The organism is Saccharothrix hoggarensis (assembly GCF_042678885.1).
GTDB lineage: Bacteria > Actinomycetota > Actinomycetes > Mycobacteriales > Pseudonocardiaceae > Actinosynnema > Actinosynnema hoggarensis.
In genome coordinates, this window is record NZ_JBHTLK010000212.1 from 1 (window position 1) to 11,951 (window position 11,951).

Consider the following 11,951-nt stretch of genomic DNA (forward strand, 5'->3'; position numbering starts at 1 on the left):
GGCGGCCGTGCGCAGCAGCACCAGCGCGCCGGCGACCAGCGCCGTCCCGATCACCGGGCCGAGGACGGTCGCACCCGGCAGCTCGCCGAGCAGCGCCAGCAGGTCCAGCCCGGCGACCGCGAGGACGGCCAGGGGCGCGCCGACAGCGACGGGGTCTCGCACCACCTGTCCCAGCAGGGCGGCGAACCGGCGGACGGTCGGCGTGCGGCCGTCGTCCACCAGTTCCCGCAGCAGCACCGCGCCGGCCGCGAAGGCGGGCACGGCGGTCAGCACCGGCAGCGCCGCGACGCTCACCAGCACCCCGATCAGCAGCACCTCGGCCAACAGGGCCAAGGGCCGCGTCCACGTGCTCATCACCTGCCGCACCTCATCCCTTCAGCCCGGACGTGGCCACACCGTCGACCAGGAACCGCTGGAACGCGAGGAAGAACAGGCCGATGGGCAGCAGCGCGAGCACCGACATGGCGAACATCGGCCCGAAGGCGGACTGGGTGGCCTGGTCGATGAACAGCTGCAGCGCCAGCGGCAGGGTGAACTTCTCCGGGTCGTTGAGGTAGATCAGCTGGCTGAAGAAGTCGTTCCACGTCCAGATGAACGTGAAGATCGCGGTGGTGAGCAGCGCGGGCCGCAGCAGCGGCAGGATGACGTGCCGGAACACGCCGACCGGTCCGCAGCCGTCCAGCGTCGCGGCCTCGTCCAGCTCGCGCGGCAGCGACCGGATGAACTGCACCATCAGGAAGATGAAGAACGCGTCGGTGGCCAGGAACTTCGGCAGCACCAGAGGCCAGAACGTGTTCACCATGCCCATCTGCTGGAAGATCACGTACTGCGGGATGAGCACCACGTGGTGGGGCAGCATGATCGTCAGCATCATGAACCCGAACAGCGGGCCGCGGCCCCGGAAGTGCAGCCGGCCGAACGCGTAGGCGGCCAGCGAGCACGACACCACGTTCCCGACCACCGCGCCCACCGAGATCAGCAGCGAGTTCCCGAAGTAGTGCAGCACACCGTACCCGCCGACGCCGTCGAACACCTCGGCGTAGTTGCCGCCGGTGGGCTCCCGCGGCAGCAGCGCGAGGGTGGAGATCACCTCCGTCGCGGGCTTGAACGACGTGGAGACCAGCCAGATCACCGGGTACAGCAGCACCAGCAGCACCCCGGCGACCAGGACGTGCCACAGCACCTTCCGGGGCCGCACCGCGGTCCCGGGCGACGTCACCGCGCTCAACGGTCCTCCCCTGCGTAGAACACCCAGCGCCGGGCGCTGCGGAACACCAGCGCGGTCAGGATCGCGACCACGGCGAGCAGCACCCAGGCCATCGCCGAGGCGTAACCCATCCGGAAGTCGGTGAACCCCCGCTGGTACAGGTACAGCGGGTAGAGCAGGGTCGAGTCGCTCGGCCCGCCGCGCCCGCTGCTCACCACGAACGCGCCGGTGAACGCCTGGAACGCGTGGATGGTCTCCAGCACCAGGTTGAACAGGATCACCGGCGACAGCATGGGCAGCGTGACGCTGAGGAACCGGCGCGCCGGTCCCGCGCCGTCGATCGCCGCCGCCTCGTACAGCTCGCGCGGCACCTGCTTCAGGCCGGCCAGGAAGATCACCATGGGCGCGCCGAACTGCCACGCGGCCAGCGCCACGAGCGTGAGCAGCGCGTACTGGGGCTGGTCGACCCAGCCGCCGGTGTCGATGCCGACGCCGCCGAGCAGCCGGTCCACCGTGCCGTCGGTGGAGAACAGCGCCCGCCACGCCAGCGCGACGCTGACGCTCGCGCCCAGCAGCGACGGCGCGTAGAACGCCGACCGGTACAGGCCGACGCCCCGGCGCGGCCGGTTGAGCAGCATCGCGACGGCGAGCGCCAGGCCGAGCTTCAGCGGCACGGAGATCAGCACGTACTTGGTGGTGACCCAGGCGGCGTGCCAGAACCGCTCGTCGCCGGCGAACATGGTCACGTAGTTGTCGACGCCGACCCACGTGGGCGCCGAGAACAGGTCGTAGTCGGTGAACGACAGGTACAGCGACGCCGCCATCGGGCCGATGGTCAGCAGCACCGCGCCGACGATCCACGGCGACAGGAACAGGTACGCCACGCCCTGGCCCCGCCGGCGGCGCCCACCATCGGCGGGAGCCTTCGCGGGAGGGCCGGCGGCCCCAGGCGGGCTGACGCCCGGGGTTTCGGCGACGCCGGGCGTGCCGGCGATCACGGACCGGGTCATCGTCAGGACCCCAACGACTGCTCGGCGTCCTGGACGACGCGCTTGGCCGCGTCGGCGACGCTGACCCGGTTGAAGATGACGTCGTCGTAGGTGCGCTGGAAGTCGCGCTTGATCGCGGACGAGCCGGTGGGCCAGGCGCCGAACGCGGGGCCGATCTTGTCCTGCTGCGCCGCCTCGTAGTCGCACACGGCCTTGCTGCCGCCCTCGGCGGTCGCGCACACCTGCGCGCGGACCTCCTCGTTCGGCGGCACGCCGCGCGACGCGCCGAGCAGCTTGCCCGCCTCGGGGTCGTTGAGGAGGAAGTCGAGGAGCTTGACCGCCGCGTCCTTGTGCTTGGACCGCTGCGACACGGCGAACGACACCGGCGGCATCGCGGCCATGCCGCTCCTGGCCACGTCGCTGGGCAGCGGCGCGACCTTCAGGTTCGGGCCGAACGCGCCGAAGTAGCCGGTGACGGCGGAGTCGTAGCCGATCTCCGAGGCCGCCTGCTTGGTGACGATGCCCGAGTTCTGCACCGAGCCGTCCATCTTCGTGGTGACCTCGGCGGGCGAGACGCCCTTGCCGGGGCGCATCGCGCCGATCATCTCCCAGTACTCGGCGAGCTCGTCGGCGGTGAAGCCGAGCTTGCCGTCCGGGGTGTACAGCGACTTGCCGTGCTGGTCGAGCCACACCTCGAACCAGTCGATGGCCCAGCCGAAGTCGGTCGTGCCGGACACCGCGCCGGCCGCGCCGACCTTGCCCATCGCCGCGGTGAACTCCGCCCACGTCCACTTCTCGCCCGGCGCGGTGGGCACCTTCACGCCCGCGGCCTCGAAGTGCGTCGGGTCGAAGATCAGCATCTGGGTGGTGGCGCCGCCCGCGACGGCGTACTGCCTGCCGTCGACCTTGCCGCCCTCCAGCAGGTTCGCCGGGATCTTGTCGAGTTTCAGGCCCTTGCCGACGTGCTCGCCGAGGTCCGCCAGCACCTTGCGGCCCGCGTACTCGCCGATGGTGGCCCGGTCCAGCTGCAGCAGGTCCGGGCCGGCGCCGCCCGCGACCTGCGTGGACAGCTTCTGGAAGTACGCGTCGTAGCCGCTGTACTCCGTCTCGACCTTGATGTCGGGGTTGCGCTTCTGGAACTCGTCGACCGCCGCCTTGGTGACCTTGGCGCGGTCCTCGTTGCCCCACCACACGAACCGCAGCGTGACCGGGCCGTCGGCCGAATCGCTGCCGCAGCCGGACAGCGCGGCGGTCAGCGACAACAGCCCGACCAGCAGGCCTGCCGCACCGCGGCGAGACAGTCGTCCCATCACCCTCACCTCTCGATTGAATCGGTTCAAGCAACGTAGGTGAGCCCCATCACGGACGTCAAGTCCCGTGTTTCCTCCGCGCAACCCGGCCGTCACCGGGTCTTGCCATCCGCGTTGAAACGGTTCATTGTGTGGCGTCATCACGCCCCGCGCACCGTCGCGCACCCTGGAGGCCGCCGATGACCCGCGTCCGACCCCTGTCCGCCGTCCTGGCGGCGCTCACGCTCGTCCTGTCCCTGTCGCCCGCCTCGGCGTCGCCGGCCACCGGCACGACACCCGGCGGTCCGCGGCTGGAACTCCTCGACCGCGGCCTGGTGGCCGCCCGGACCGACGGCGGGGTGTTCCTGAGCTGGCGGCTCCTGCGCCACGAGGCCACCGGCCACACCGGCACCGGGCTGGCCGGCCCGGCGTTCGCCGTCTACCGCGACGGCGAGAAGATCGCCACGGTCACCGACAGCACGAACTACCTCGACCCCGCCGGCGGCCGGGAGTACCGGGTGGCGCCGGTCGTGCGCGGCCGGGAGGGCGAGCTGAGCGACGCCGTGTCGCCGTGGGCGGGCGGGTCGTACGACCTGCCGCTGCGCAAGCCCGCGGACGGCGTCACGCCGACCGGCGAGGCGTACACGTACTCGGCGAACGACGTGAGCGTCGGCGACGTGGACGGTGACGGCCGGTACGAGTACGTCGTGAAGTGGGACCCGTCCAACTCGAAGGACGTGTCGCAGGTCGGCTACACCGGGCCGACGTACGTCGACACGTACCGGTTCGACGGCACCCTGCTGCACCGCGTCGACCTGGGCGTGAACATCCGCTCGGGCGCGCACTACACCCAGTTCCTCGTCTACGACTTCGACGGCGACGGCCGCTCGGAGATGATGATGAAGACCGCGCCCGGCACCAGGGTGACGTCGTTCGACCGGCACGGCAACGCGGTGTCCGAGCGGTACGTGACCATGCCGGAGGAGGACGCGCGGGCCGGGTACGCGCACAGCGACGACTACCGGCTCAGCGCGGCGGGCTACTACCAGCACGTGGTGGAGATGTTCCGCGGTTGGCACGAGCACCCCGAGGTGGTGGCCGGCCGCTGGCCCGCGACGTTGGAGCAGGCGTTCGGCATCGCGCCCCGGTACGCCTACCCGCTGTCCGATGTGGACGCGAGGGCGTTGGCGGACCACTTCGTCGACGTGTACGCGCCGAGTCGCAGCGCCCGCAACAACCTCCGGGCGTTCGCCGGGTTCATCGTGGACGGCCCGGAGTACCTGACCGTGTTCGACGGCGGGTCGGGTCGCGAGCTGGAGACCGTGCGGTACGAGCCGGGTCGGCACGACGACGGCCTCATGTGGGGCGACTACGCGCTGGGGCGGATCGAGCCGGGCAACCGGGTGGACCGCTTCCTGGCCGGCGTGGCGTACCTGGACGGCAAGAACCCGTCGGCGGTGTTCGCCCGCGGCTACTACACGCGCACCACGCTGGTGGCGTACCGGTGGACGGGCCGCAAGCTCAAGCAGGACTGGTTCGTGGACAGCGGCTGGGTGCCGATGAGCAACCCGTTCAACTTCCCCGTGCACGGCCGGGACGGCACGTCGCCGACGCACGGCTCGCTGGCCACGCAGGGCGCGCACTCGTTGAGCGCGGCGGACGTGGACGGCGACGGCAAGCAGGAGATCGTGTACGGCGCGTCGACCGTCGACCACGACGGGACGCTGCTCTACAGCTCGGCGGGCGTGCTGCCGCCGGGCAGCGCGAGCCCCGGCACGGTGGCGCGGCTCGGGCACGGTGACGCGTTGCACGTGACCGACATCGACCCGGCCCGGCCGGGTCTGGAGATCCACATGGTGCACGAGGGCGGGACGTCGGCGCCTTACGGCTACACGTTGCGGGACGCGGCCACCGGCGAGGTGGTCTACGGCGGGTACACCGGGCGGGACACCGGGCGCGGCATGATCGGTGACGTGCTGCCGGCCGAGCCCGGTCTGGAGACGTGGGCGTCGGTGCCGGGCGGTTCGGGCGCGGTGGGTCTGTGGTCGGCGGACGGGCGTCCCCTGTCGGCGGCGATCCCCGGCACGAACGCGAGCATCCGCTGGGCGGCCGACCTGACCACGCAGGTCGTGGACGGGGCGGGCGACGTGACGCCGTCGATCAAGGACTGGCGGCGCGGGACGGTGCTGACGGCCGGGGGCACGCGCACGAACAACGGCACCAAGGGCAACCCGTCGCTGGTGGCCGACGTGCTGGGCGACTGGCGCGAGGAGCTGGTGGTGCGCAAGGCGGACAGCTCGGCCTTGCGGATCTACGTGAGCACGGAGGTCACCGGGCACAAGATGTACACGCTGATGCACGACCCGCAGTACCGGGCGGACGTGGCGCGGCAGCAGACGGCGTACAACCAGCCCGCGTACACCGGCTTCTACCTCGCGTCGGACGTGGAGTGGTCGAAGGTGCCGCGTTAGGGTCGTGGGGTGATCACGATCGCCGTAGCCCAGCCGCGCTGCACCCCTCACGACGTCGCCGCCAACGTGGTGGCGCACGCGGAGGCGGTGCGCGCGGCCGGGGCGCGGGTGGTGGTGTTCCCGGAGATGTCGTTGACCGGGTACCACCTCGACGCGCCGCCGGTGCCGTTCGACGGGTTGGGGCCGTTGGTGGAGGCGTGCGCGGAGACGGGGTCGGTGGCGTTGGCCGGCGCCCCGGTGGAGGGGCCGCACATCGGGGTGCTGGAGGTGTCCGGCGCGGGGGTGCGGCCGGTGTACCGGAAGATGTGGCTCGGTGACGCGGAGGCGGAGTGCTTCCGGGCCGGCGACGCGCCCGCGGTGGTCGAGGTGGACGGGGTGCGGCTGGGTTTGGCCGTGTGCAAGGACGTCCGGGGGCCGGGGCACGCGGCGGCGACCGTGGCGGCGGGCGCGGACGTCTACGTGGCGGGCATGCTGGACCACGCGTGGCAGTCGGCGCTCCAGCACGAGCGGGCCCGGCGGATCGCGGTGGAGCACGGGGTGTGGGTGGCGGTGGCGAGCTTCGCCGGCTCGACGGGCGAGGGGTACGGGGAGGCGGCGGGCCGTTCGGCGGTGTGGGACCGGTCGGGTGAGGTGGTGGCCCGCGCCGGTGTCGGGGTGGACGAGGTGGTGCGCGCGGCGGTGACGGCACGACGTGCGGTCGAGCCGGGCCGGGAGGCCTGAGCCCGTCCGTGGTCGCTGAGCCCGGGCCGTGGTGGCCGAGCCGGGTGGGTGGGGCGATTGAGCGAGCCGGGTTGGGGCGGGGGCCAGGCCGGAGCCGCCAGGGCCTCGGGCGGCGCGGTGCCGTCCGGGCGCGGGTCCGCGGTCGGCGGCGCGCTGATCGGCGCGATCCGGGTTAGGTTGCCCGCATGGCCGGAAAGTCGCCTTCCGTGGAGCTGGAGGTCGGGGACCGCGTCGTGCGGATCTCCAACCCCGATCGCGTGTACTTCCCGGCACGCGGTGAGACCAAGCTCGACCTGGCCCGGTACTACCTGTCGGTCGGCGACGGGATCGTCCGGGCGCTGCGGGACCGGCCGTGCATGATGCACCGCTTCCCGTCGGGGGTGTCGGGCGAGAAGGTGCACCAGAAGCGGCTGCCGCAGGGCGCGCCGCCGTGGGTGCGGACGGTGCGGGTGCACTTCCCCCGGTACAACCGGCACGCCGACGAGCTGTGCGTGGCCGACGTGGCGGACGTGGTGTGGGCGGTGCAGATGTCGACGGTGGAGTTCCACCCGTGGAACTCGCGGCGGTTCGACACGGAGAAGCCGGACGAGTGGCGCATCGACCTGGACCCGATGCCGGACTGCCCGTTCTCGCGCGTGCGGCGGGTGGCGCACGTGGCGCGCGAGGTGCTGGACGAGCTGGGCGCGGTGGGCTGGCCGAAGACGTCGGGTGGCGCCGGCATGCACATCTACGTGCGGATCAAGCCGGAGTGGGGTTTCGCCGACGTGCGGCGGGCGGCGTTGGCGTTCGCGCACGAGGTGGAGCGGCGCGCGCCCGACGACGTGACGACGGCGTGGTGGCGGCGTGACCGCGATCCCCGGAGCCTGTTCGTGGACTACAACCAGAATGCGCGTGACCACACGATCGCGGCCGCGTACTCGGTGCGGGGCGTGCCGGAGGCGACCGTGTCGACGCCGGTGCGGTGGGACGAGGTCGACGCGCTCGATCCGCGTGACTTCACGATCGCGACGGTGCCCGCGCGGTTCGCCGAGCTGGGCGACCTGCACGCGGGCATCGACGACGCGGTGTTCTCGCTGGAGCCGCTGCTGGAGTGGGCGGACCGGGACGGGCTCGACGTGCCCGAGTGACGTCTCACCGCGGCACGTCTCACCGCAGCACGCGGGGCCGCCGACGGCCTGCCGCGATGCCGTTCTCGACGTGGCGCGCCGCTTCCCGTGCGGTCCACCCCTCGACGCCGTCGTGCGCCGACGCGGCCGCGAGGAGCAGTGACGTCACGGTTGCCTCGTCCAGCCAGCCCGCGCCGACCAGCTCGCCGAGCCGGCACGCGGCGGTGAACAGGGTGTGCGCGCGTCCGCCGGGGCGGGCTTCGCGGACCCGTTCCACCTCGCCGTCCACGACGGCCGCGCGGTAGGCGGCGACGCGGCGCGGCGAGGGTCGTTGCGCGGGGATCGGCGGGTGGTCGGGCGGCGGCGGGGTGAGGGCGGCGACCAGCCACTCGGGGGCGTCGGCGACCGGGCCGTCGCGCACCACCCGGTAGCGGTGGTGGCCGAGCAGCGAACCGGCCGCCACGACGTACCCGCCGACGCCCCGGGTGTCGACGTGCGGCGCGATGCGGCCGACCGTGTTGCCCAGCGGCACGTCGGGCGCGCGGAAGTAGCGGTGCTCTCCCCCGCTGGGCGTGGCGACCGTGTACGTGTCGCGCGGGTCTTCGGCGCCGTGCTGCCAGGCGCGGCGGGCGAACGCCTCGCGGCCGTGCGGCACGTCGAGGTCGACGACGAGCAGCCCGGCGGCGCCGCACGAGATGCCGACGTTGTACGGCCGGCGGGACCACCAGTGCCGGATGCGGCGGCGGTCGAGGGTGGCGGCGTCGTCCCAGCCACGCAGGGCGGGCGTCTTGGCGTGCGGGCGCAGCGGCACGACGGGCCAGCCGCGTGCGGCGGCGGCCAGGGCCGCCCGGTACCTGGTCATGCTCGTTCCCCCTCGTGTCGGGCAACGGGGGAAGCGCCGCCGACTCCAGTGTGCCGGGGCGCGGACGGCGGTCACAGGGCCAACAGGACGCCGGGGTGGTCCGGCGGGTGTACGCGCGGCGGAGGTGGGTAGGCCACTGGTCGGACGAGTGGAAGGGAGCCGACCATGCCCGATCCGGGGAGCCACTCCAACGACGTGCGCCGCACGGGCGTGCTTGCCGAGGACGACCAGGGCGCGCCCGACGTGCGCGCCGACGACGAACTCCGGCACGTCTACCCGCCGGGTGCGCTCGGCGAGCGCGCCGCGGGTCCGGCGGGTGGCGGGGGCGGCGTCCCCGACGACGGCGGCCTGCACGCGCGCAGCTCGGCGTTCAGCGGTCACACCATGATCCCCGACCGGTACTCGCGCGACGGCGGTGACACGTCGCCTCCGCTGGAGTGGTCGGACGTGCCGGCGGGCACGGCGGAGGTGGCGGTGCTGTGCGAGGACCCGGACGCGCCGGGCGGGACGTTCACGCACTGGGTCGTCACGGGCATCCCGGCGGACGTGACGGCGATCGAGGAGGGGTCGGTGCCGTCGGGCGCGGTGGTCGGCCGCAACGACTACGGCGACGTCGGCTGGGGCGGGCCGCGGCCGCCCGTCGGCGACGAGCCGCACCGGTACTTCTTCCGCGTGTACGCCGTGGACCGGCCACTCGGTCTGGGCGAGGGCGTCACCGGGGACGACCTGCGCGGCGCGGTCAAGGGACGGGTGCTGGCGCACGGCACGCTGGTCGGCTTGTTCGGCCGCTGACACCGTCACGTCACCCTTGCGTGTTCAGCCGTTCAGGCAATGAAATGACCGTCCGCCGCCGATAGCATCGACGCGGGGGGCGTCATGGACAACCCGGGGTTCGTCACGGACGACGGTAACCTCGTCGGAAGGCTCACGCGTCGGGTGCGGTTGTTCGACTCCAACTCCGACGGCGTGGTGCGTCGGCGGGACGTGGTGGCGACGGCGGAACGGCTGGTGCGCGGCTTCCGCGTCGCGCCGCGGTCGATCGGCGCCGAACGCGTCCGCGCCGCGTACGAGATGCTGTCGCTGGCGCTGCTGGCCGAGTTCGGCGACCCGGCGCGGGACGAGGTCGTCGTCGACCGGTTCGCCGTCGCGCTCGCCCGCTCCCCCGCCGGCGACGCGCGCCTGGGCCGCCGGGTCGCGGAGGCCGACGCGCTCGCCGTGCGCGAGTGCCTCGCCCCGATCGGCGAGCAGGTGAAGGCGGAGCACGTCGCCGAGGTCGTCGTGGCGCTCGGCGCGCACCCCGGCCACCTGGCGGTCATCCAGCAGGCGTTGGAGCGGGACGGGGCGCTCATCCGGCTGTCCGCGGCGGATCGCCCGTTCGCCGAGCACTTCGCCGGTTCCGGGTACCCGCACCTCTACGGCCGGCCCTAGGGTCGACGGATGGCCGAATCGGACGAGCAGTACGACGCGCTCGGCGAGCTGTACGAACGCACCAAGCACATCCCCACGGGCCTGGCGGAACGCGCCACGTTCCTGGCCGCGCTGCCCGACCTGCGCGGGCGGTCCGTGCTGGACGTGGCGTGCGGCACCGGGTTCTACCCGCGCGAGTTCCGCAGGCTGGGCGCGGACCGCGTGGTGGGCGTCGACTCCGCGGCCGAGATGGTCGCCCACGCCCGGGCCGTGGAGGCCCGTGAGCCGCTGGGCATCGCCTACCACCGGCACGACGCGGCGGCGTTGCCCGTGCTCGGCGGGTTCGACGTGGTGACCGCGGTGTGGCTGCTCGGGTACGCCGAGGACGAGGCCGCGCTCGACCGGATGACCGGCAACCTGCGGGCCAACCTCGTGCCCGGCGGCACGCTCGCCGTGCTGACGCCGAACCCGGACGCGGACTGGGACCTGCTCGCCGACTACGGCCGCTACGGCTACGACGTGGTCCGCAGCGGGCCGCCCGGCGTGCGGCAGCCCGTCGTGGTGCGGGTGCACGGCGATCCGCCGTTCGACTTCGACTCGTTCTTCTGGCCCGGTGACGCGTTCGCGGCCGCCCTGGGCCGCGCGGGGCTGCACGACGTCACCCGGCACCCCACGGTCGTGCCCGACGACGGGCGCGGCGAGGCGTTCTGGGGTCCGCTGCGCCGCAGCCCGAGCTTCGCCGTCTACACCGCACGGGCCTGATCGCCGGTGGGCGGGATGGCAGGATTTCCCCGTGACCGTTCCCGCCGTGCTGCGCACGCTGGCCCGTCTCAGCGCGTCCGAACAGCCGCAGCGGGTGCAGCTGGACCTGACCAGGACCGCCGGTCTGGTGTGGCTCGGCGCGGACGAGACCGGCTGGCAGGCGCTCACCGCTGAGGAGGGCCGGCCGGGGTGGACGTCGCGGTCGTGGACCGCCCGGCCGGAGCAGCGGGCCACCGTGGAGCGGCTGGCGTCGTTCGACGCGCTGCACGAGGAGGATCGGCTGCTGCGGTTGGGGTGGGCGTTCCTGTGCGGCCCGGCGACGGTGAACGGGCAGCGCCGGCGGGTGTGCCTGCCGCTGGTGTCGCGGCCGGTGCGGCTGCGCCACGCGGGCGGCCGCCGCTACACGTTCCACGCCGCCGGTGACGTGGCGGTGTTCCCGCTGCTCGCCGACTGGGCGAAGGCGGCGGAGCTGGAGACGCGGCTGGACCGGTCCGCCGAGTGGATCGACGCGGCGCTGACCGCGAGCGGGTTCGCCGACGTGCCGGTGCTCGGCCCGGAGCACGACCCGCGCCGCCTGATCGGCGGGGACGACCTGGTCGTCGTCGCGGGGGCCGGGCTGCACGCGGGTGAGCCGGTGGTCAGCACGGAGCGCGGCGCGGTGCTGTACACGTGGGCGAAGGCCCAGGGCGTGGAGGAGACGGCGCTGGCCGGCCTCTACTCCCCCACCGACCCGTCCGCGGACGATGTCGCGGCGGGCGGTTCGGTGACGGGCGACCGGGCGGCGCTGCCGTTGAGCCCGAGCCAGCAGGCGGCCGTGGTGGCGGCCCGGTCCGCGCCGGTCACCGTCATCGGCGGACCGCCCGGCAGCGGCAAGACGCACACCCTGGCCGCGATCGCGCTGCACGCCGTCGCCGCGGGCCGTTCGGTGCTCCTGGCCAGCCGCACCCGCAACGCCGCCGACGTCCTCGGTGACGCCCTGCGCCGCGCCGGCGGTCCCGAGCCCGTCCTGTTCGGCGACTCCCAGCTGCGGGTGGAGGTGGCCCGCGAGCTGGGCGCCGGCCTGGCCGCCACGCGCGCGAAGGGCGAACTCGACCTGCTCGACCGCGCCCGGCGTGACGCCGTCGCGGCCGTCGCCCAG

11 protein-coding genes and 1 pseudogene are annotated in these 11,951 nt (G+C 73.6%); 7 read left to right on the forward strand and 5 right to left on the reverse strand.

Translation table 11 applies throughout. The annotated features are described in order from the left end of the window. From ACFQ3T_RS28730 to ACFQ3T_RS28745, 4 genes and pseudogenes are all read right to left on the reverse strand, one after another. Positions 1-354 (reverse strand): annotated as a pseudogene (locus ACFQ3T_RS28730) (hypothetical protein); the annotation flags it as partial. Positions 355-367: 13 nt separating this feature from the next. Further along, complete coding sequence (locus ACFQ3T_RS28735; RefSeq protein ID WP_380727865.1) at positions 368-1,219, reverse strand: carbohydrate ABC transporter permease; 852 nt, start codon at positions 1,217-1,219, stop codon at positions 368-370. Between the two features lie 5 nt (positions 1,220-1,224). Next, the gene (locus ACFQ3T_RS28740; RefSeq protein ID WP_380727867.1) at positions 1,225-2,217 is read right to left on the reverse strand and encodes a carbohydrate ABC transporter permease; all 993 of its coding nucleotides are present in this window, start codon (positions 2,215-2,217) and stop codon (positions 1,225-1,227) included. Positions 2,218-2,219: 2 nt separating this feature from the next. Beyond that, entirely contained in the window at positions 2,220-3,506 is a 1,287-nt protein-coding gene (locus ACFQ3T_RS28745) for an ABC transporter substrate-binding protein (protein WP_380727869.1), read from the reverse strand. 179 nt (positions 3,507-3,685) lie between these two features. Here ACFQ3T_RS28745 and ACFQ3T_RS28750 point away from each other — a divergent pair, with 179 nt between their 5' ends. From ACFQ3T_RS28750 to ligD, 3 genes are all read left to right on the forward strand, one after another. Next, positions 3,686-5,956: a rhamnogalacturonan lyase gene (locus ACFQ3T_RS28750; RefSeq protein ID WP_380727872.1), complete on the forward strand. Its 2,271-nt coding sequence runs from the start codon at positions 3,686-3,688 to the stop codon at positions 5,954-5,956. A gap of 9 nt (positions 5,957-5,965) precedes the next feature. Beyond that, positions 5,966-6,676, forward strand: coding sequence for a carbon-nitrogen hydrolase family protein (locus ACFQ3T_RS28755; protein ID WP_380727874.1), 711 nt, complete (start codon positions 5,966-5,968; stop codon positions 6,674-6,676). 185 nt (positions 6,677-6,861) lie between these two features. Continuing rightward, positions 6,862-7,803 carry a non-homologous end-joining DNA ligase gene (gene ligD / locus ACFQ3T_RS28760; protein ID WP_380727876.1) on the forward strand — a complete coding sequence of 314 codons (942 nt, stop codon included), beginning with the start codon at positions 6,862-6,864 and terminating at the stop codon, positions 7,801-7,803. Between the two features lie 19 nt (positions 7,804-7,822). Here the strand turns inward: ligD and ACFQ3T_RS28765 are convergent, their stop codons facing one another. Beyond that, entirely contained in the window at positions 7,823-8,644 is an 822-nt protein-coding gene (locus tag ACFQ3T_RS28765; RefSeq protein ID WP_380727878.1) for a bifunctional DNA primase/polymerase, read from the reverse strand. 165 nt (positions 8,645-8,809) lie between these two features. Here ACFQ3T_RS28765 and ACFQ3T_RS28770 point away from each other — a divergent pair, with 165 nt between their 5' ends. The 4 genes from ACFQ3T_RS28770 to ACFQ3T_RS28785 all read left to right on the forward strand — a co-directional run. Continuing rightward, on the forward strand, positions 8,810-9,436 hold the full coding sequence (locus tag ACFQ3T_RS28770) for a YbhB/YbcL family Raf kinase inhibitor-like protein (RefSeq protein ID WP_380727880.1): 627 nt from the start codon (positions 8,810-8,812) through the stop codon (positions 9,434-9,436). Positions 9,437-9,580: 144 nt separating this feature from the next. Beyond that, positions 9,581-10,072: a hypothetical protein gene (locus ACFQ3T_RS28775; protein ID WP_380727882.1), complete on the forward strand. Its 492-nt coding sequence runs from the start codon at positions 9,581-9,583 to the stop codon at positions 10,070-10,072. Positions 10,073-10,081: 9 nt separating this feature from the next. Then, a complete protein-coding gene (locus tag ACFQ3T_RS28780; RefSeq protein WP_380727884.1) occupies positions 10,082-10,813 on the forward strand; it encodes a class I SAM-dependent methyltransferase in 732 nt (243 codons plus the stop codon). A 31-nt stretch (positions 10,814-10,844) separates the two neighbouring features. Then, positions 10,845-11,951: AAA family ATPase (locus tag ACFQ3T_RS28785; RefSeq protein ID WP_380727886.1), on the forward strand; the 1,107-nt coding region annotated here is incomplete at its 3' end.

What these genes read in the sequence shown, in the direction of transcription:
- ACFQ3T_RS28745 (WP_380727869.1), bottom strand. Translation starts at nt 3,506, where the DNA reads ATGGGACGACTGTCTCGCCGCGGTGCGGCAGGCCTGCTGGTCGGGCTG.
- ACFQ3T_RS28780 (WP_380727884.1), top strand. Translation starts at nt 10,082, where the DNA reads ATGGCCGAATCGGACGAGCAGTACGACGCGCTCGGCGAGCTGTACGAA.
- ACFQ3T_RS28765 (WP_380727878.1), bottom strand. Translation starts at nt 8,644, where the DNA reads ATGACCAGGTACCGGGCGGCCCTGGCCGCCGCCGCACGCGGCTGGCCC.
- ACFQ3T_RS28740 (WP_380727867.1), bottom strand. Translation starts at nt 2,217, where the DNA reads ATGACCCGGTCCGTGATCGCCGGCACGCCCGGCGTCGCCGAAACCCCG.
- ACFQ3T_RS28770 (WP_380727880.1), top strand. Translation starts at nt 8,810, where the DNA reads ATGCCCGATCCGGGGAGCCACTCCAACGACGTGCGCCGCACGGGCGTG.
- ACFQ3T_RS28750 (WP_380727872.1), top strand. Translation starts at nt 3,686, where the DNA reads ATGACCCGCGTCCGACCCCTGTCCGCCGTCCTGGCGGCGCTCACGCTC.
- ligD (WP_380727876.1), top strand. Translation starts at nt 6,862, where the DNA reads ATGGCCGGAAAGTCGCCTTCCGTGGAGCTGGAGGTCGGGGACCGCGTC.